The organism is Sphingobacterium paramultivorum (genome assembly GCF_014109745.1).
Classification (GTDB): Bacteria; Bacteroidota; Bacteroidia; order Sphingobacteriales; family Sphingobacteriaceae; genus Sphingobacterium; species Sphingobacterium paramultivorum.
In genome coordinates this window covers 4,973,362-4,992,397 of sequence record NZ_CP058555.1, presented here as the reverse complement: position 1 = coordinate 4,992,397, position 19,036 = coordinate 4,973,362, and the positions used below count along the sequence as shown (strand labels likewise).

General features: G+C 37.7%; 20 protein-coding genes and 2 tRNA genes. 10 read left to right on the top strand and 12 right to left on the bottom strand.

All coding sequences use genetic code 11. The annotated features are described in order from the left end of the window. Positions 1-80 precede the first annotated feature (80 nt). Positions 81-1,268, top strand: a complete 1,188-nt coding sequence (locus HS960_RS20835; RefSeq protein WP_182330584.1) for an MFS transporter — start codon at positions 81-83, stop codon at positions 1,266-1,268. A 33-nt stretch (positions 1,269-1,301) separates the two neighbouring features. Here the strand turns inward: HS960_RS20835 and HS960_RS20830 are convergent, their stop codons facing one another. The 3 genes from HS960_RS20830 to HS960_RS20820 form a co-directional block, all read right to left on the bottom strand. Continuing rightward, positions 1,302-1,976 carry a phosphatase PAP2 family protein gene (locus HS960_RS20830; RefSeq protein ID WP_153847952.1) on the bottom strand — a complete coding sequence of 225 codons (675 nt, stop codon included), beginning with the start codon at positions 1,974-1,976 and terminating at the stop codon, positions 1,302-1,304. 178 nt (positions 1,977-2,154) lie between these two features. Beyond that, positions 2,155-2,226 (bottom strand) — tRNA-Arg (locus tag HS960_RS20825). Positions 2,227-2,459: 233 nt separating this feature from the next. Continuing rightward, a tRNA-Tyr gene (locus tag HS960_RS20820) sits at positions 2,460-2,543 on the bottom strand. A gap of 42 nt (positions 2,544-2,585) precedes the next feature. Between HS960_RS20820 and HS960_RS20815 the strand changes: the two genes are divergently transcribed. The 6 genes from HS960_RS20815 to HS960_RS20790 all read left to right on the top strand — a co-directional run bounded on the left by HS960_RS20815 (position 2,586) and on the right by HS960_RS20790 (position 9,221). Next, positions 2,586-3,464, top strand: a complete 879-nt coding sequence (locus tag HS960_RS20815) for a peroxiredoxin (RefSeq protein WP_228280103.1) — start codon at positions 2,586-2,588, stop codon at positions 3,462-3,464. An 84-nt stretch (positions 3,465-3,548) separates the two neighbouring features. Beyond that, a complete protein-coding gene (locus HS960_RS20810; RefSeq protein WP_046673204.1) occupies positions 3,549-3,863 on the top strand; it encodes a thioredoxin family protein in 315 nt (104 codons plus the stop codon). Continuing rightward, on the top strand, positions 3,844-4,098 hold the full coding sequence (locus HS960_RS20805; RefSeq protein WP_046673203.1) for a DUF6952 family protein: 255 nt from the start codon (positions 3,844-3,846) through the stop codon (positions 4,096-4,098). The genes HS960_RS20810 and HS960_RS20805 overlap by 20 nt, the downstream gene beginning before the upstream one ends. Before the next feature lie 642 nt (positions 4,099-4,740). Further along, positions 4,741-7,194: a PIG-L family deacetylase gene (locus HS960_RS20800; RefSeq protein ID WP_182330583.1), complete on the top strand. Its 2,454-nt coding sequence runs from the start codon at positions 4,741-4,743 to the stop codon at positions 7,192-7,194. A 7-nt stretch (positions 7,195-7,201) separates the two neighbouring features. Beyond that, positions 7,202-7,411, top strand: coding sequence for a hypothetical protein (locus tag HS960_RS20795; RefSeq protein WP_070562731.1), 210 nt, complete (start codon positions 7,202-7,204; stop codon positions 7,409-7,411). 94 nt (positions 7,412-7,505) lie between these two features. Further along, positions 7,506-9,221, top strand: a complete 1,716-nt coding sequence (locus tag HS960_RS20790) for a sodium:solute symporter (RefSeq protein ID WP_182330582.1) — start codon at positions 7,506-7,508, stop codon at positions 9,219-9,221. A gap of 25 nt (positions 9,222-9,246) precedes the next feature. On the opposite strand, the gene HS960_RS20785 is transcribed toward HS960_RS20790, so the two are convergent. The 8 genes from HS960_RS20785 to HS960_RS20750 form a co-directional block, all read right to left on the bottom strand. Then, positions 9,247-10,101, bottom strand: a complete 855-nt coding sequence (locus tag HS960_RS20785; RefSeq protein WP_228280102.1) for an N-acetylmuramoyl-L-alanine amidase — start codon at positions 10,099-10,101, stop codon at positions 9,247-9,249. 11 nt (positions 10,102-10,112) lie between these two features. Further along, positions 10,113-11,150: a DUF3078 domain-containing protein gene (locus HS960_RS20780; RefSeq protein WP_159729960.1), complete on the bottom strand. Its 1,038-nt coding sequence runs from the start codon at positions 11,148-11,150 to the stop codon at positions 10,113-10,115. A gap of 22 nt (positions 11,151-11,172) precedes the next feature. Further along, positions 11,173-11,925, bottom strand: coding sequence for a hypothetical protein (locus HS960_RS20775; protein WP_220801722.1), 753 nt, complete (start codon positions 11,923-11,925; stop codon positions 11,173-11,175). Between the two features lie 70 nt (positions 11,926-11,995). After that, positions 11,996-12,829, bottom strand: a complete 834-nt coding sequence (locus HS960_RS20770) for a glucosaminidase domain-containing protein (protein ID WP_182330581.1) — start codon at positions 12,827-12,829, stop codon at positions 11,996-11,998. 15 nt (positions 12,830-12,844) lie between these two features. Next, positions 12,845-13,369 (bottom strand): glucosaminidase domain-containing protein, encoded by a 525-nt coding sequence (locus HS960_RS20765; protein WP_159729967.1) that lies wholly within the window; start codon positions 13,367-13,369, stop codon positions 12,845-12,847. 22 nt (positions 13,370-13,391) lie between these two features. Next, on the bottom strand, positions 13,392-14,027 hold the full coding sequence (locus HS960_RS20760) for an O-methyltransferase (protein WP_153847979.1): 636 nt from the start codon (positions 14,025-14,027) through the stop codon (positions 13,392-13,394). A gap of 241 nt (positions 14,028-14,268) precedes the next feature. Continuing rightward, positions 14,269-14,898: a GTP cyclohydrolase I FolE gene (gene folE, locus HS960_RS20755; RefSeq protein ID WP_046673193.1), complete on the bottom strand. Its 630-nt coding sequence runs from the start codon at positions 14,896-14,898 to the stop codon at positions 14,269-14,271. Between the two features lie 28 nt (positions 14,899-14,926). Next, complete coding sequence (locus HS960_RS20750; RefSeq protein WP_159729969.1) at positions 14,927-15,340, bottom strand: 6-pyruvoyl trahydropterin synthase family protein; 414 nt, start codon at positions 15,338-15,340, stop codon at positions 14,927-14,929. A gap of 593 nt (positions 15,341-15,933) precedes the next feature. On the opposite strand from HS960_RS20750, the gene mqnB reads away from it, so the two are divergent. The 3 genes from mqnB (at position 15,934) to HS960_RS20735 (ending at position 18,550) form a co-directional block, all read left to right on the top strand. After that, positions 15,934-16,575: a futalosine hydrolase gene (gene mqnB / locus HS960_RS20745; protein ID WP_159729971.1), complete on the top strand. Its 642-nt coding sequence runs from the start codon at positions 15,934-15,936 to the stop codon at positions 16,573-16,575. A 123-nt stretch (positions 16,576-16,698) separates the two neighbouring features. Continuing rightward, entirely contained in the window at positions 16,699-17,685 is a 987-nt protein-coding gene (locus HS960_RS20740) for a pyruvate dehydrogenase complex E1 component subunit beta (RefSeq protein ID WP_046673190.1), read from the top strand. A 109-nt stretch (positions 17,686-17,794) separates the two neighbouring features. Continuing rightward, positions 17,795-18,550, top strand: coding sequence for a DUF6263 family protein (locus tag HS960_RS20735; RefSeq protein ID WP_182330580.1), 756 nt, complete (start codon positions 17,795-17,797; stop codon positions 18,548-18,550). Positions 18,551-18,614: 64 nt separating this feature from the next. Here the strand turns inward: HS960_RS20735 and gcvH are convergent, their stop codons facing one another. Further along, positions 18,615-18,995: a glycine cleavage system protein GcvH gene (gene gcvH, locus HS960_RS20730; RefSeq protein ID WP_075990412.1), complete on the bottom strand. Its 381-nt coding sequence runs from the start codon at positions 18,993-18,995 to the stop codon at positions 18,615-18,617. Positions 18,996-19,036: the final 41 nt, after the last annotated feature.

The following is a 19,036-nucleotide window of genomic DNA, read 5'->3' as shown; positions in this document are numbered from 1 at the left end:
AAAAGTTTAAGTATTTTTTGAATCATTATATTTTTTAATGGGATACTTATCCTTAACTTTGCACCCTCAAATCAGAAACTATGGACGCAACGTTAACTCACTCAGAAGAAGATCTTTATAACAAACGAAATCGCATAAGAATCGCGGTATCACTTTTCTTTTTTTGCCAAGGGATCGCGTTTGCATCTTGGGCAAGTCGAATTCCCGTTATTAAAGCTCATCTCCATTTAAGTGAGGGGCAATTGGGTACAATTTTATTAATGCTTCCTGTTGGGCAGCTTGCAACAATGGCTCTCTCAGGAAAGCTGGTCACAAAATATGGCAGTGCAAGTGTTTTGCGTATTGTGCCCATCGCTTATACCTTGGTCCTGTGCTCCATCCCCTTTGCACAGAATGCCTGGCAGTTGGGGGGCATATTATTTCTGTTTGGTGTCACCGGCAATATGTGTAATATTTCCGTTAACACGCAAGGCGTTGCAACTGAACAGATTTTCAAAAAATCAATAATGACTTCTTTTCATGGAGCCTGGAGCATCGCTGGCTTCACAGGTGCACTAGTCGGCTTGTTAACGATGAATTTGGGTCTGAACACCTTTTACCATTTTTTAATCATATTAGTCATTGTCGCAGCGAATACACTAATCAACCAAAAGTATTTGGTTCCGGGCAAATCTCCTCAAAAGGAAAAGCGTAGTTTTTTCTCTAAACCGGAAGGTGGCCTACTTCAACTCGGCATTATCGGCTTTTTCAGCATGGCAACAGAGGGTGCTATGTTTGACTGGAGTGGGGTCTATTTCAAGGAGATCGTTCAAGCTCCCGAAAAATTTGTTGTCGTTGGCTACGCTTCTTTTATGATTATGATGGCCACTGGGCGCTTTGTTGGTGATGCTGTCATTCGCAAATTAGGTAGAAAAAGAACCCTGCAATACAGTGGTCTGCTGATGTTCGTCGGAATGATGACATCGGTTATTTTTCCTGAATTTATCATCTGCACCCTCGCTTTTATGTTAGTAGGTATAGGCGTGGCCTGCAACGTCCCTTCCATTTACAGCATTGCTGGGCAGAACAAAAATGTACCATCTGGAGTAGCCTTAGCCATGGTTTCAAGCATCAGTTACCTGGGTTTTTTAATGGGACCGCCTTTAATTGGATATATTGCTGAAGCTTTTAGCCTACGCTATTCTTACGGTGTTTTTGCCTGTTTCGGCCTATTGATGTTTATGATGGTTGGACGATTATCTTTATTTAAAGAAACACGCCCGGCCTAATCTATCAAAGCACATGTTTACCGAATTTGCACTTTAGATTTTGACCTGAAGAAATCTCAGGCTAAATGACATACGTTTACTTCTTAAAACATAAGGCATTGCCAATAGATAAAAACAAGCCGTACCTGTCCCTAAGATGGAGCCAAACCATACATCTTCCACAAAATGCTGGCCCAAATACACCCGAGAGTAACCCGTTAATACAGCGAGAACAAATAAAATTATCCCAAAAGCCCTATTTTTTGAGATAATGGCTAACGTAGCCGCCATTGCAAAGGCCGAAGTTGTATGTCCAGAAGGAAAGGAGTTAAAGTGCGCTACACGCAACCAAGAAACAACATGGAATGTTGGGTCTCCATGAAATACCGTTGCCGGTCTATCGGCATCGAAAAGGTTTTTCAGTACACAACAGATCAGCCCTGAAAAGATATAAGTCCCGAGGATAGCTCGAGCAAAATTCCACTGCTGTGTACAGGAGTAAGCAATAAATACACCTATAACAAAAAGACCATCTCCAAAATAGGTCTGTATTGTAAAAAGAATATCGGCCCAAAATGCATGACGTGTATTCACAAAATGGAATGAATCTCCCTTCGGAATAAATACAACTATAGCTGTCATTAAGGCCATCCAAATGGCAAAGCAAACAAAAAAAGCAGGATTAGCTGCATATACCTTTCTAAATTGGTACAATAAAAATTTTCCCATTCAATGTATGTTACAGAATTACAGGCCAAAAGTAAAATTGCTGTATGTGTAAATAATGATCCGAAAATAAACATTCTATTAAAAATTTACAATTCTATTACGTATTTATTTTGATAAGAAAAGAAAAACTATTAGGCACTAAACAAAAAAAGCGATGGAAATCCATCGCTTTTCTCAGTAGCCCCGAGCAGAATCGAACTGCTATCAAATGTTTAGGAAACATCTATTCTATCCGTTGAACTACGGGGCCTTTTCAGAAGCCAAACTTAGGTTTATTTTATATATAAGTCAATAGCTAGTCTAAAATCCTGTTATATTTTTTTTAAAAAAGAGAGGTAGCCCCTATATAGACTAGTTTTACTAAGCGATTAACATCCACAATAGCCAAAATCAATATTAAATCGGTTTCATCTACTATGAAATAGTCTAGATCAAACGCAAATTTAGAACCTGTAAGATAAACTGGATTTAGAAAATGAAAAATGGTGGAGGGAGAAGGATTCGAACCTTCGAAGCCGAAGCAACGGATTTACAGTCCGTCCCATTTGACCGCTCTGGAACCCCTCCAGCATTGTGTTGTTCTAGAATTGAACGTCGCAAAAGTAGCTTTTGATTTGCAAAACTGCAATTATTTTAGGGCATAAATTTGTAACTACCCCAGTATTAATTCATTTATTTTCAAGAAACATTCAAATGGTCTGTTCTTCGCCAGATCAAGTTATCATTATTATAATAAAAACTTATTGTTATAATCTAGTCATAATAGATTTTGACGATAGTGTATTGGTAAAATCAATTCGCTTTTTGCATCGAGTTGCTGTATCTTTGTATCAACAAAAAAAAGAAAGATATATTATGAGTTTCACAGGTAAAAGTTTTCCAAGCATTACAGTAGATGCAATTGATTATTTAGGCGACAATTTACAAATCAACATTTTTGAAAAAGCAGTTAAAGAAGGTAAAAAAGTGCTTTTGTTTTGGTATCCAAAAGATTTCACATTCGTATGTCCTACTGAATTACACGCTTTCCAAGAAGCAGCTGCTGAGTTTGAAAAACGCAATACAGTCTTAATCGGCGCTTCTTGCGATACAAATGAAGTACACTTTGCATGGTTAAACACAGCAAAAGATAATGGTGGAATTGAAGGTGTTGAATATCCTCTTTTGGCAGACACTAACCGCAACTTATCAAGTATATTGGGAATCTTAGATGTTCAAGAAGTTGAACACCCTGAATACGGAACATTGGCACAAGGTTCTGCAGTTACTTATAGAGCAACTTACTTGATCGATGAAACTGGCCGTGTATTCCATGAATCAGTAAACGACATGCCTTTGGGCCGTAACGTTAAAGAATACTTACGCTTGATCGACGCTTACGCTCACGTACAGAAATTTGGCGAAGTGTGTCCTGCAAACTGGGAAGAAGGTAAAGATGCCATGAACGCAGATAGAAAAGGTGTAGCTGATTATTTAGCTAAACACTAACAATACAAGACCACAGCGTCTTATCAGCAGGAGCTTTTCCCAGCTCCTGTTGATTTCTCCAACAATCACCTTAATAATAAAATCATGTTACAAGAATTAGAAAACGATAATTTACAAGAAATTGTAAACAATAACGATATTGTTATGGTTCAGTACTCCGCCACCTGGTGTGGTAACTGCAAAATCATGAAACCAAAATTCAAAAAATTGGCTGGCGAAAATGATAGTGTACCTTTTGTTATTGCTGATGCAGAAAAGTTCCCTGAATCCCGCAAACTAGCAAATGTCAATAACCTACCCACTTTTGCCGCTTTTAAAAATGGTAAATTAGTCAATCAGGTACAAACAAATAAGTTAGACGCATTAGTAGAATTATTCAATGAAACTACCAGTAATTAAGCATTTGACAGAGTTCATCGAGCAGAATGATGTAGATTATGTCTTGGAAACAATCGAGACACTGGAAGCATTAACCGAGGCTCCTTTGAAAGATGAAGAACTTGACGTTCTTGGTGAATTGATTTCAAACCTATACGGAGCTGTAGAGGTTGATAAATTGATTAAAGAAGGCAACTCAAAAAAAGACGCGTTAAATATGTTTATGAAGCGTGTTCTAGGTGCGATTGATAAATAGTCTTTGCCCAAAAAAGCATTCTTGTGAAACTTTCTTTAAAGGTTGTTCCTGTCATTTTTGAGCATTTGAAGCATAGAAACTAACATCAATTGAAATTTTTCAAACAAATATGCAATTAGATTTAGACCAATCCAGATTTTTTTGAAGGTAGCAGAGAATCTATCTTATCCTAAATATCGTTGTATTGCAGCATCTTAAATGTATGGCGCCTATATATTATAAGTTTTCCAAAAGCTAAAATGTTGACAAAATTTAGCAATGTGGAAAACTAATTAAAGTAATCTGACAGAACTAAATATTTTCTACATATATTTACTATGTTAAAGGTTGCCACTTGGAGCGAAGCGACAAAATAACTATTCTCTAAAAATTCGTTTCAGGAAAAAATATTTTAATTGTTAAACGGAAATTCCAACTTGATTGGGATTTCCGTTTTTTATTTATGCCTATATTTTACCTTTCAGCGATCGATCCCCTTACTTCGTCGCTAAAACTAAATTTTTCTTATTGACCTAAGTTTATTCAGCATGATATCCATAAGTCAAAGCAATAAACCAACGTCACAAACGGACTACTTAAAGACTTTCAATAAAATTACAATCTCCAACAATCCGTTGTTCACCAAAATCTTTATCTTTAAACATGCGAAGACCTTTTCTCTCTGTTATCATTATTTTGGCTGGTATCTTGTCAACTTCAATCGTTAAAGCACAGAATCCACAGTGGAACGCTGCTGAAATTAAACTTAATCTAGAAAAACTGAACGTACTGGGGTCGGTACTCTATTTTGCAGCACACCCCGATGATGAAAACACCCGGCTAATCGCTTGGCTAGCTCAGGAAGAAAAATATAAAACAGGTTATTTATCCCTAACTCGAGGTGACGGCGGACAAAACCTCATCGGAACAGAACAAGGTATTGAACTTGGATTAATTCGAACGCAGGAATTACTGGCTGCTCGAAAAATCGATAAGGGCGAACAATTTTTTTCCTCAGCATATGATTTTGGATTCTCAAAGACTCCAGAAGAAACTTTCGAATTCTGGGATAAACAGCGTGTTCTTAGCGAAGCCGTATGGATTATCCGCAAATTTAGGCCCGATGTCATCATCACACGTTTTCCTCCCGATCCAAGGGGTGGACATGGTCATCATCAAGCTTCCGCCATTCTAGCACATGAAGCCTTTAAAGCTGCTGCTGATCCGAATCAATTTCCAGAGCAACTTCAATTTGTACGCCCCTGGAAAGCTAAACGCTTGCTTTGGAATACAGCTAATTTCGGAGGTCAAAACAATACACGTGAAGATCAGTTAAAAATAGATATCGGGGATTACAATTCTCTTCTAGGAGCCTCTTATGGGGAAATTGCCGCACACAGCCGTTCATCACACAAAAGCCAAGGCTTTGGTTCGGCAAGCCAACGCGGCTCATCAATCGAATACTTTGAATATGTAGACGGTGTCCCTGCAAAAAATACACTCTTGGACGGTGTTGACACCTCATGGAAAAGAATTCAAAACGGCAGTAAAGTTCAGTCCTTGATTGATCACATCAATCAAACATATCAAATTGATAAGCCCGAATTGATCATTGCTGAATTGATCCAACTGTACAAAGCACTGGATCAAATTGATGATGAATACTGGAAAACTGAAAAGAAAAAAGAGGTTGAAAAACTAATTCTTGCCTGTGGTGGAATTTGGGTCGAAAGTATCGCTAAAAATCCATCTTATGCCTTGAATGATCAGATCAAAGTGGAACATTCCATTATTGTTCGGCGTCCAAATGTAACTGTTGATCTGACCCAAATAAATGGAAACAGCATTCATGAAACACTAAAAATAAACAAGTTACAAAGAGACTCTGTTCTTATACATGCCGACAGGACGACACAACCCTACTGGTTGATTGAACCACATGGAAAAGGTAAATTTAATGTCAGTGATTTTAACCTGACGGGCTATCCAGAAAATCCCTACGCTCCAGAGGTATCATTTCAACTCCGGATCAATGGTGAAAATATCACACTCAGTCAACCCATAAAATATAAATATACCGATCCTGTTCGTGGCGAAATCTACGACCCCATTGTGATCGTCCCAGAGTTGACGGCAAAATGTTCCAGCCCTTTGGCACTTACACAAAATGCCCACACTGTCAAAGTGAATCTGACTTTTCAGAAAAACGGACAAGCAAACACAACCACGTTTAACGTCAGACCTAATGTACCTAAAGGCTGGGAAGTTTCACCGGCATCTTTTGACCTATCTTTTGACAAAGGCGAACGTACAATTTCCAAAGAGATCAGCATAAAACCATCAGATGCTTCAAAATCTTCCATTGATACCCTGGGGTTCCTCTTAGCAAACAAAGAGCACTTAAAAGAGATAAAATCCATCGATTACAATCATATACCTAATATTGTTTATTTTCCAGATGTTGCTATAAAAATGAGCAATGTCAACCTGATCAACGCGGTAAAAAAAGTGGCATACATCCATGGGGCAGGGGATCTAATTCCGGAGTCGCTGGCGGCCATTGGTATTAAAGTTGATGTATTAAGTAACGAACAGGCATTAAAAGCAGATCTCTCTAGCTACGATGCTGTAATCTTGGGTGTACGAATATTCAACGTCAACAAGCAAATTGCGCAGCTCCAAAACAGACTATTTGCGTATGTCAACATGGGCGGAACAGTCCTAGAACAATACAATGTAAACAATGGACTGATCTCAAAAAACTTTGGTCCTTTTCCTTTTAGCATCGGCAGAAGCCGTGTAACAGACGAACTTGCAACAGTACACTTCGATAAAAATGATCCGATTTTCAATTACCCGAACAAAATCAGCGAAGCTGACTTCGAACATTGGGTACAGGAGCGAGGGCTCTACTTTTCGGAAGATATTGATAAAAAGTACCGCACTCCGATCACGATGCAAGATCCCGGCGAACCGTTACATAATGGCTCATTACTCATTGCTCAATATGGAAAAGGTAAATTTGTTTATACATCTTTGTCTTTTTTCAGACAATTGCCTGCCGGAATTCCCGGAGCTTACAGATTATTCGTAAATTTGTTATCAAAATCAAAATAATATAATAATGGAAAATCAGATTGACAACAGCTGCACAACAATTGATGCTGGCAAAGCAAAAGGAATCATTCTTTTAGTTGCTGTAGTATTTGGTGCATTAATTGGATTCACTGCAAACGAGACATTTCTAAGCATCTTCGGTGGTGCTATTGTCGGATTGATTATCGCTGCTATTTTTAATAGTGTTATCTATCCTCAAAAGCCTTCAGATAGATAAGAAAGATGAATAGCTGGAAGCGTTTCTACTGGTTGGTCGTTATCTGGCTATTCGTATTCATCCTTTTTCTGTACATTTTCACGAACCACTATTCATGAGTACAGCAGATTGGATCGTGTTATTTCTGACACTCTTAGTTATTGTCATATATGGCGTTTATAAGAGTAGAGGTATAAAAAATATTGATGGATATCTTCTAGGTAATCGTTCTTTACCCTGGTATCACGTCGGATTATCGGTAATGGCGACGCAAGCGAGCGCCATTACTTTCTTATCTGCCCCCGGCTTAGCTTATTCCTCAGGAATGAGTTTTGTCCAATTCTACTTTGGTCTTCCGTTGGCCATGATTGTGCTCTGCATTACATTTGTTCCTATTTTTCATAAGCTAAAAGTATTTACAGCCTACGAATTTCTAGAAAAACGGTTTGATGTCAAAACCAGAGGGCTCACCGCCATTCTTTTTTTGATACAGCGAGGGATATCAACGGGTATTACCATCTTTGCACCGGCTTTAATTATATCGACCATCCTTCATATTGATCTAACATGGACCACATTGGCCATAGGAAGTTTTGTTGTTATCTATACGACCTATGGAGGAACCAAAGCTGTGTCTCATACACAGTTGCTTCAAATGAGCATTATCTTTGGATCATTACTCGTAGCAGGTATATTAGTTATCCATCTGCTGCCAGAGTCTATTGGATTATCGAAAGCACTTCATATTGCAGGAAAATCAGGAAAAACCAATGCATTGGATTTTACTTTTGACCTCAATAATAACTATACACTTTGGACAGGACTAATCGGTGGTTTTTTCCTACAGCTTTCCTACTTCGGGACCGACCAAAGTCAAGTAGGTCGTTATTTGACAGGGGCTTCGATCAAAGAAAGTCGCATGGGATTAATTATGAATGGTCTATTGAAAATCCCCATGCAATTTGCTATCCTGTTGATTGGAGTTCTGGTATTTGCCTATTATCAATTCCATCAGCCGCCCATTTTTTTCAATCAAGTCGAGATCAAGAAGCTCAAAGAAAGCAAATATGCTCCTGACTACCAGATTCTCGAGCAAAAGCATAGCGAGCTATTTAAAACACGTGAATCTGTTGTTCAGCAGCTTAATACAGCATTGGATCACGACGATGAAAAAAGAATTGCTGATTATCGATCCTCACTCGGTCAACTTAATGCAAAAATGCAAGCGGTAAAAGAAGGGACTTTGGACTTAATCAAAAAGAACAACCCAATAGCGGAAACGAATGACAATAATTATGTCTTTCTTTCTTTTGTGACAAGCGTCTTTCCAAAGGGCCTAATTGGGCTACTCATAGCGGTCATTTTTCTCGCATCCATGGGGTCTACGGCAAGTGCTATTAACTCATTGGCCTCAACAACGACCATTGATATCTACAAAAGATTTATTAATCCTAACTCATCTGAAAAACAAGACCTTTTGTGGTCGCGTTTATTTACGTTGATCTGGGGTACATTTACTGTTATTGTTGCTTTGTATGCGAACAGATTGGGTAATCTCCTCGAAGCGGTCAATATCTTGGGTTCACTATTCTATGGTACTATCCTAGGAATTTTTATCGTCGCCTTCTACATGAAGAAAATCCAAGGCAAAGCTGTTTTTTTTGCAGCCATTCTTTCCGAAATTATAGTAATAGCAGTATGGTCGATGAATAAGATTCCTTTTCTCTGGCTAAATCTTATTGGCTGCCTTGCTGTCATGCTAATCGCCTATATCCTACAACCGGGGATGAAAGTGCTTCGTCCTATAAAGGACAAAAGGGATCTTGAATAAAATAAAAAAGCCTGATTAATCAGGCTCAGTATTTTTTATAGATATTGTACAATACACTCTTATCATATATGGTCAATTCGGGGGTTGTATCCCGAACGACAAACTTTCGTTTAAAGGCAACGATAGCGGCTTTTAGATTGGAGGTGTCATAACCAATAATTTTAAGCGCATCTATCGCATTAAAGCTGTCAGGAGGGGCCACAAGCTGACCTTCATCATACCATATTCCAAAACCTCGTTCTGCAAGCTTTTTCCACGGGAAAAAAACGCTTGGATCATTCTTGCGTGATGGTGCAATATCGGCATGGCCAATAAAATTATTTGTTGGGATTAAATAACGCGATTTCAAGGTATCAAGCACTGTCATCAATGAATTAATTTGTGCCTCAGGAAAAGGTTCCCTACCATTGTTATCCAACTCTATACCAATAGAACAGGAGTTCATGTCGACAATAGAACCCCATTTTGCCACCCCCGCATGCCAAGACCGAACATAATCGTTCAACATTTGTATAATCTCGCCATTCCGGCCAATGACATAATGTGAACTCACTTTAGTTCTTGGAATCTGAAAGGTTTTGATTGTCTGCCCAATACTATCTTGTGCTGTATGATGAATAATGACATAGTTAGGTTTACGAACATCATAATGTATGGCTTCCTCTTGGCGCCAATAAGGATGGTTTCCAGACTTCTGTAAAAAAACAACCTTTCTTTCCTCCGGTGTCAATAAATTGGTATCTGGCTTAGCTTCGACCTTTTCTTCCACAACCAATGCAGAAGCAAATGACGCAACTAGCGGTTTTGCAACCACCGGCTGTATCTTCGACTTGCAGCTTGCCAAAGACAGCAATGAACAAAGCAATATCCCTATTGACACAGGCCTAAACATTATTTTGGTAAACTATAGACTATACCCATCGCCAACGACTGGCTTAATTGTACTCTTGAAATGACATCTGGATCATAGATCATGATACCATTTAAGTTCACATTGATGACTCTCGTAACTTTTGCCGTTACAGTTACATCCAAACGGTGCGTAGGGTTGGAAAGTTTCTCGTAGTCAGCAAAAAGGTTATAACGAGCCTTTACATTCAGTTTATCTGTGAAGTTTTTGTCTAGGTTACCCGTTAGCTGAAAAGCCAGTGCATTGGCAAAAGAGCGGTCTTCCTTTACACCAAATCGTTCACCAGTACCCGCACTTGGATTGTTAGGATCTCTATAATATCCATATTTCTCAAAGAAACCTTCTCCAGAACGTGGCTTAACACGCTCATCCAAGATAAAAGTTTGACGTGCAGTACCCGTACCAAAACGCAAGGAAAATTCGTTACTAGGCTTATACTCAAGACCGAAAGATTCTGTCAGATAAGCTGGTGCCATAAAAGCATTCTCAATATAGTCTATTGTATCTCTGCCGTTAACCGTTTTATACTTATAACCCGCATCAAATTGCGACTCAAATGTCACCGACGTAAACAATGCCCAATTGGCAGACAATTTATAAGAAAGCTTATTATCCCAAAATATACGGTCATTATTCTTCTTCGCAATATTATTCGTATTCTTTATCTTTCCATAACGTAAATCAACTTCGGTTACAAAATTGAAATTGTCCTTCGTATAATCCGATTTATGATTAGCATTCAATCCTACAGCAATAGAACCAACACCACCACCTTTCCAATTATCATTAAATGACGCCTGGTTTAAATTGATCCCGAATTTTGTCCAATGTTTCCAATAGTCTACCTCTAAGTTTAATTTTGGAACTATAGGACGAATCGTTTTAATATTTAATGGTTGCTCTTTCTGTACAGAAATTACGGTATCTGGTTTTGCTCGAAGATCTTTCAGATCCTGTGCTTTTAAGCTGGTAATAGAAAGGCAAAGCATAGCCATGCCGACAAAATTGAATAACTTCATTCTGAAAACGTCTATTTTTTGTTTACGGTACTAATTTATAATTAATTGTTGGAAAAGGCTCAATAAAATATTGCGAAGGGTTCAATTGATACCGTGAATAACAATCTTTGATATAATTCACCAGTTCATAATCACTCGCTGAGAGAATAAAGAAATAGGAGGGTCTAAATATCCTTCTAAATCGTTCAGCTTCTTCGCTATTTAATCCTGTAATCTTACTAATAAGCTCTTTCGTAAATTTGTAATCGATCACATTTTCCTTATAATCGTTTTCAATGGTTTTAGTTAGTCGACGTGCTCTTTTAGCCTCCTTGCTAAATAAACTATAGATTGAATTAATGCTTAATCCAGCACCATTTGGGCCAACAGAAAATACGTCACCATAACCCGCAAGACGATATGCTTTCTCATAATCCTCTTTTGCTTTTTTCAGAATTTCTTCTGGGGTCTTGCGTGCAAAAACCTGAACCTCATCAATATAAAACGATTCCCGTACCAAATGAAACAGCAACAATCCACGGTTATCCACCTGAAGAGTATCCGAAAAATAGCCTTTACATATCGCAACAATATGATCTCCTAGCTGTGCATTAAAGACAAATTCTCCTTTGATAGTATTATAATTGACCTCTCCAGTACGTAAGTTGGCCAGCTTTACATTTCCAATACGTTGTTTGGTATTTTTATCAAAAACGATACCCTCTACTTTTTTATCTTGGCAAAAAAGTGGAGAAGTAAAGCCCACAAGGGCAATAAGTAGAAAAATATATCGCAATAGTATCACTTTCGTAAAACTACTATATCGCTGTACAAAAGCGAAATATTTAACATCTTTTAAAGCGTAACTATTTAGATATAACCAATAATTGGCCTAAAGATAACGCATCATCGGTAAGACCGTTTAGGGATTTGATCTGATCAACGGATACATTGTACAGCTTACTGAGCGAATATAACGTATCCTGAGCTTTAACTTCATGAATACGCATAGCGACAGGGCTCTTGATTTCTTCTGTTTTTACTACGGTAGGAGGTGTTTCTTGTACATTTTGTACGATCTCAACCTGTACGGTCTCTTCTCGTACAACTTTTTCACGCCGTGATTCAACGCGATCATATTGATCAAGATGGTATCTTTCGATCATTTCGATCAACAATTCAGGATAACGTGGATTTGTGGCGTACCCTGCTGCTTTCAAGCCTTTAGCCCAACCTTTATAGTCATTCTTATCCAACTTAAAGAGTGCCGCATATCGCGGTCGTAACAGAAACTCTGAGTGATCCCGAAAAGATTGTTCGGGATTTTCATAAACACGAAAGCAATCATTAATATTATCATCAGGACGAGTCACGGATTTTCCTTTCCAAACTCCACCGCATTTAATACCGAAATGATTATTAGCCTCACGTGCTAAATAGCTATTACCATTACCGGATTCCAGTAAAGCCTGAGCAAGTTTAATGCTCGCAGGGATACCATATTTATTCATTTCTGCAACGGCCACATCTTTGTAATGAGCAATATAGTCGTTGCCAGCCATGGTCGGTCGCCCCACAGAAGAGGATGAAGAAGTTTTTGAATTGGAGCCAGATTTAGAAGAGGATATTGTGCCTCTCCGGCTTGAACATGATGTAATAAACATCATGAATACAAACATGCCATAAAAAAACTTCTTCATGCAATAATGTCGCGCTTATTTTTTTGTTGACGAGAATCTATTTTGCTTAGCATCATTATCAAACATATCTAAGTGATATTGTTTAATAGTAGCGAGTACTTTTGCTGTCCAACCTTTACTCGTGGAGTAACCCGAACGAGCAATCGCTTTTACCCAAGCTTCGTATTTTTCACCAGGATGTTTTTCAAAAAGACTCTGAGTAGTCTTTTTTCTTTTTACTATTCCTACAAAATCATCATACGAGTCCATTACAGACCGATAACCTTTGTAAGCTGACCGAATAACGGTACTGTTGTTTTTTCCTTTGACACCAAAATGGTTATTCAAATTTTTTGCTACCCTGCTACCACCATTTCCGCTTTCATGCATAGCGATGGCTAAGATAACCGATGCTGGAACACCGTGTTCCTCCATCATTTCTTTTGCTATTGGACTGTACTTATCGACATATGCCGCATTACTTTGAGCCGAAACTTTTGTTAATCCAAAAGTTCCCAAAGCTAGTAACAGTACAAAGCTTTTTAATTGTTTTAAATTCATGAAGAATGTTTTAGTTCACAAATTACTTCTTGCGTAAGGCAAAAAGTCCGTCTCGAATCGGTAATATTACCTTTTCTACGCGCTTGTCCTGAGCTAAACGTGCATTCAAATCAATGATCTGCTTTGTTTGGTTGTCTGGTTTTGAATCTAACACCTTACCTTTCCATAAGACATTGTCAATCAAAATAAGTCCCCCAGACGGAACTTGATTTATTATCGTTTCGAAATAATATAAATTTCTCTTTTTGTCCGCGTCGATAAATACCAAATCAAATGTTTCATCTAATGTAGGTAGTATTACCGCTGCATCTCCAATATGATAGCTGATTTTATCAGCAAATGCCGATTCATCAAAATACCTCTGGACGCGTTCTTGTTGCTCTGCATTGATATCGATAGTATGTAATATCCCATCTTCCTGCAGCCCCTCTGCGAGACATAATGTTGCATATCCCGTAAACGTTCCTATCTCCAAGATACGTTTCGGAGCAACCAATTTACTCAATAAAGAAAGAACTCTTCCCTGGTAGTGTCCAGATAACATATGGGGCATTGTTTCCTTCAAATATGTCTCCCGATTTACCCTTTTCAGTAACGAATTTTCTTCGTCTGTAGTATGTTCCAAATAGGACTCTAAATCGTCGGCAACAATTTCCATAACCACAAAGGTACCAAAAAACATTTTTATGATAAAAACTTTTTTTTACAAAAACCTGAATACCAGTAAAATACAATTATCCTTTTGTAAAGAGCTTTTTTCGGGAATCGCGTCAGATGCATAAAAAAGCCATATTGCCATTTTTTGATTTTCTATTTTGTTTCCAAATTTCATCAAAAAAATGCCCCCCTAAAAGACGATCTTTTAGGGGGGCATTTTTTATTATTAAACAACAAATATACTAAGCAAGATCAGCAGTGATCAAGCGTAGAAATTCGGATCTTGTGACATCATTTTGGAATGCTCCCGTAAATGCAGAGGTAGTCGTTACAGAATTCTGTTTCTGAACACCACGCATCGCCATACACATGTGTTTGCATTCCATAACCACAGCTACTCCACGAGCGCCCAAAGTTTCTTGAATACAATCTCTGATCTCATTGGTGAGACGTTCCTGAACCTGCAGACGACGCGCAAAAATATCAACGACACGTGGTATCTTGCTTAAACCTACAATATGGCCATTTGGAATATACGCGATATGGGCTTTGCCAAAGAAAGGTAACATATGGTGCTCACAAAGAGAATATACTTCAATATCCTTAACGACGACCATTTGACTGTAGTCTTCCTCAAACATAGCACCACGTAATACCTCCGCAGCATCGATATCATAGCCATGTGTCAAAAATTGCAATGCCTTTGCAACACGTTCTGGTGTTTTCACTAAACCTTCGCGTTTTGGATCTTCCCCCAGACATTCTAATATATCTGTATAATGAGCAGCGATGCGATCTACCTTTTCAGTATTGTATTTGTCGATCTTAATATATCCATCCAACTCTTCGTTGTCAAATGAGTGTTGACTCATAGTTTCTACTATTTAAATGTATTAAAGATTAATCGCCAAAATATTCGACGTAATTATTTTCTGTTTCATGCAAACGGACACTATGCAAGATCACACCCTGTTCATCAAACAGCGGTTTTAAGATCTTAAATATTTCGATTGCGATATTCTCCGTAGAAGCCATGACTCCTTTCATAAAATCAACATCTAAATTGAAATTACGGTGATCGACTTTGTCAATGATACTACGATTGATTATTTCTTTCATGATCTTTAAATCTATCAAAAAACCAGTCTCGGGATTGACTTTTCCTTTCACTGTTACATAAAGATCATAATTATGTCCATGCCAATTTGGATTGGAGCAAAGACCAAATACCTGTTCATTCTGCTCCTTACTCCAGTCTTCACGATAGAGCTTGTGCGCAGCACAGAAACGTTCACGACGAGTTATAAATATCATAATAATACAAAGATAAGGCTTTAAGTGCAATTAAAGCATCTCAATTTAAGGAATGCCGTCAGAATATAGTAATATAATGAAGTGCTTTCTCTTTTGTTGAACAAACAGGCAAAAATCTAAGCACTTTATCCTTACTTACAACCCGCTTTCAAGAATGATTTGATATAAAATTTTGTAGCGGAGTGTAAATACTCCCAGTTTAAAAAGAACTACAACGAATGCTGATTTTTTAAGGCCAATTTTCTTTTATCTTTAGTTAGGTTTTACTTAGGTTTTAGTTAGGTTTAGTTTAGGTTTTATATAGGTTTTACCTAAAGTAAGCCTAACTAAAACCTAAACTAAAAATATATAAAATCTAAACTAATTTAAGATGTTATATTAATCTATTAGTATTGTTTACAATAGCATCAGGGCGAAAACTATACAGTTCGTACAGCATTATAAAAGAGAAGGTCGTAGCAAAAAAGCAGTTGGCCTTATTGACATCAAGCTCGCGTTTCTAAGCAGGACGCATTGCAAGAACGATGTTTTTATACTAAAAAGAGTTCTACTTGCAAGATAATGTGTAATTTTCAATCAAAAACGAGCTTGTCATGCAAATATTAATTATTGCGGCTACTTCATTTGAATTACAGCCTTTTCTGGAAGTGGTATCAAATTACGATCAATGCGATACCTTAGTAACTGGTGTAGGCATGGTCGCCACAGCCTTTGAGCTGGGAAGAATGCTACACGAAAAAAATTATGATCTCCTCATTAATGTCGGGATAGGAGGATGTTTGGATCGTACGATTGAAATAGGCTCGGTTATTCAAGTCGTTTCGGAATCATTTGTTGAACTAGGCGCGGAAGACGGTCATAATTTTATTCCAATAGATCAATTGGGCTATGGAAGGTCTACATTTAACTCATGTTTACTGAATGACAAGGAGCTTAGGCTTCCTTTTCTAAAACAGGGGGAAGGAATTACCGTAAACAAAGTCCATGGTAGAACAGAAAGTATCGAAAAAATTAAAAAACTGCATCCTAATAGCCTTGTTGAAAGTATGGAAGGAGCTGCTGTTTTCTATGCCGCCGATAAAATGACAATTCCCGTGATTGAGATTCGTGGTATTTCAAATTACGTGGAAAGAAGGAACCGTGCCACGTGGAACATTCCGTTAGCGATAATGAATAGTAATAAGGCACTTATAAAGACATTGGAATATCTGAACAACTTATATTCAAAAATTTAATACAAAAGTCATTTACTTATTAAAAAATGACATAAAACTATAGAATTAGCGGGTTCAAATCTTCAAAATATCAATTTTAAATAGTAGATTTGTAATCTAAAAATTGACACTATTTTACAACTGATGAGAGAAATACAATTCAGAGAAGCACTTCGTGAAGCAATGAACGAAGAAATGCGTAAAGACGACAAAATATTTTTATTAGGAGAAGAAGTTGCTGAGTATAACGGAGCTTACAAAGTGAGTCAGGGTATGCTTGATGAATTCGGTGCAAAACGTATCATTGATACACCTATTGCTGAACTTGGTTTTGCAGGTATCGCAGTTGGAGCTGCAATGAATGGTTTAAAACCGATTGTTGAGTTCATGACATTCAACTTTTCACTTGTTGCTATTGATCAAGTAATCAATGCGGCAGCTAAAATCCACTCGATGAGTGGTGGACAGTTCTCTATTCCAATGGTCTTCCGTGGTCCAACTGGAAATGCTGGTCAGCTTGCAGCACAACACTCTCAAAACTTCGAAAACTGGTTTGCAAATACACCAGGTTTAAAAGTTGTGGTTCCTTCTAACCCATATGAAGCTAAAGGTTTATTGAAATCAGCTATTATCGATCCAGATCCTGTTATCTTCATGGAATCTGAGGTAATGTATGGTGATAAAGGACAAGTTCCTGAAGAAGAATATTACTTGGAAATCGGAAAAGCTAATATTATCCAAGAAGGTACAGATGTAACTGTTGTATCTTTTGGTAAAATGCTTCCTCGCGTTGTCATTCCTGCAGTTGAAGAATTGAAAAAAGAAGGTATCAGCGTTGAATTAATTGACTTGCGTTCGGTACGTCCTATCGATTACCCTACAATCATCGCGTCTGTTAAGAAAACAAACCGTTTGGTAATCGTGGAAGAAGCATGGCCATTGGCGTCTATTTCTACGGATTTAGCATTCAATGTACAACGTAACGCATTTGATTATTTAGATGCCCCTGTTATCCGCGTAAATTGTGCAGATGTACCTCTTCCTTATGCTCCAACATTGATCGAAGCTGCTTTACCTAGCGTTGAGAAAGTTGTTAAAGCTGTGAAAGAAGTATCTTATATCAAGAAGTAATACGAATTACATTCTTAAAAAATTAAAATCCCTTTTACCCCGTAAAAGGGATTTTTTTTATATTTAAGCTGGCCGATTGTTGCTTATTAAAAAAATTAAAATTCCATATATGAAAAAATTAAGAATTGCCTCTTTGATGGCCGTATTTGTATTTCTAGTGATATCTGCTTCCGCACAAAAGAAATACACACTACGTGTAAATCCCGATTCAGGGAAAAAAATATCGCAAAACCTTGTGATGACAATGGATATTGACGCCGCTGGCCAAAAAATGGTTACAGACCTTAATATGGGCTTTGATATCACCAATACAACGAAAAAAGACAATATCTTCGCGTTTGACCTTAGATATACCGGAATAAACATGAAAATGAATATGGCGGGAATGGACATGTCTTACGACTCGAAAAACCCCGAGGCCAATGAGTTTTCCAAACAGATGCATGCTACCTTAGGCAAATTGCTAGAAAATAGCATTAGCTTTAATGTTGATCAACTTGGCAAATCTTCTGACATCAAGTTACCTGAGGGTATTAACATCCCGTTTGATAAAAGTATGTTCGAAAATATAAGTACAGTATTACCTGAACAGCCTGTTAAAATCGGTGACTCATGGACATCCAAAACGGAATCTGATGATTCCGGCATTTCGGTGGAAAGCAAAATGACTTTAATAGAAGCAAATGAGCTAGGCTATAAAGTAAATGTTGAAGGAAAAATGTTCGGCCCGGATGCAAATCAGGTAGGCAACGTACAGGGTTTTTATGTCTTGGATAAAAAGACCTGCCTTACCAAGATAACAGAAATGACAAGTGCCGTGGATATGCCTGAAGCAAAAATAACGACCACATTAAAAAGTCAATAAACGACTGGAACGAGAAATAAAATAGGGGCCAAAAGGCCCCTATTTTATTTCTTATATATCAAATTTATGCGTTGATCTCTTCTTTGTATTGATCAGCAGATAACAAAGCATCTACATCAGCAACATTGTTCAATTTAATACGAACAATCCAACCTTCACCATAAGGATCAGAATTGACCAATTCAGGAGATGCATCAATAGCTTCATTAACCGATAAAATCGTAGCTGATACAGGTAAAAATAGATCAGAAACTGTTTTTACAGCTTCAATTGTACCGAAAACTTCATTAGCGGCAACTTCCTCACCTACAGTGTTTATGTCAACAAAAACGATGTCACCCAATTCACGTTGAGCGAAATCGGTAATCCCTACAACTGCTTCATCACCTTCAACACGAATCCATTCGTGATCTTTGGTGTATTTCAATTCTGCTGGAAAATTCATTGTATTTAATTTTTTGATTTTTAATGCCGTGAAGTTACAAA

Coding starts and splice junctions, on each gene's coding strand:
- HS960_RS20835 (WP_182330584.1), top strand. CDS start 81: ATGGACGCAACGTTAACTCACTCAGAAGAAGATCTTTATAACAAACGA.
- HS960_RS20830 (WP_153847952.1), bottom strand. CDS start 1,976: ATGGGAAAATTTTTATTGTACCAATTTAGAAAGGTATATGCAGCTAAT.
- HS960_RS20810 (WP_046673204.1), top strand. CDS start 3,549: ATGTTACAAGAATTAGAAAACGATAATTTACAAGAAATTGTAAACAAT.
- HS960_RS20805 (WP_046673203.1), top strand. CDS start 3,844: ATGAAACTACCAGTAATTAAGCATTTGACAGAGTTCATCGAGCAGAAT.
- HS960_RS20800 (WP_182330583.1), top strand. CDS start 4,741: ATGCGAAGACCTTTTCTCTCTGTTATCATTATTTTGGCTGGTATCTTG.
- HS960_RS20795 (WP_070562731.1), top strand. CDS start 7,202: ATGGAAAATCAGATTGACAACAGCTGCACAACAATTGATGCTGGCAAA.
- HS960_RS20790 (WP_182330582.1), top strand. CDS start 7,506: ATGAGTACAGCAGATTGGATCGTGTTATTTCTGACACTCTTAGTTATT.
- HS960_RS20780 (WP_159729960.1), bottom strand. CDS start 11,150: ATGAAGTTATTCAATTTTGTCGGCATGGCTATGCTTTGCCTTTCTATT.
- HS960_RS20770 (WP_182330581.1), bottom strand. CDS start 12,829: ATGAAGAAGTTTTTTTATGGCATGTTTGTATTCATGATGTTTATTACA.
- HS960_RS20765 (WP_159729967.1), bottom strand. CDS start 13,369: ATGAATTTAAAACAATTAAAAAGCTTTGTACTGTTACTAGCTTTGGGA.
- HS960_RS20760 (WP_153847979.1), bottom strand. CDS start 14,027: ATGGAAATTGTTGCCGACGATTTAGAGTCCTATTTGGAACATACTACA.
- folE (WP_046673193.1), bottom strand. CDS start 14,898: ATGAGTCAACACTCATTTGACAACGAAGAGTTGGATGGATATATTAAG.
- HS960_RS20750 (WP_159729969.1), bottom strand. CDS start 15,340: ATGATATTTATAACTCGTCGTGAACGTTTCTGTGCTGCGCACAAGCTC.
- mqnB (WP_159729971.1), top strand. CDS start 15,934: ATGCAAATATTAATTATTGCGGCTACTTCATTTGAATTACAGCCTTTT.
- HS960_RS20740 (WP_046673190.1), top strand. CDS start 16,699: ATGAGAGAAATACAATTCAGAGAAGCACTTCGTGAAGCAATGAACGAA.
- HS960_RS20735 (WP_182330580.1), top strand. CDS start 17,795: ATGAAAAAATTAAGAATTGCCTCTTTGATGGCCGTATTTGTATTTCTA.
- gcvH (WP_075990412.1), bottom strand. CDS start 18,995: ATGAATTTTCCAGCAGAATTGAAATACACCAAAGATCACGAATGGATT.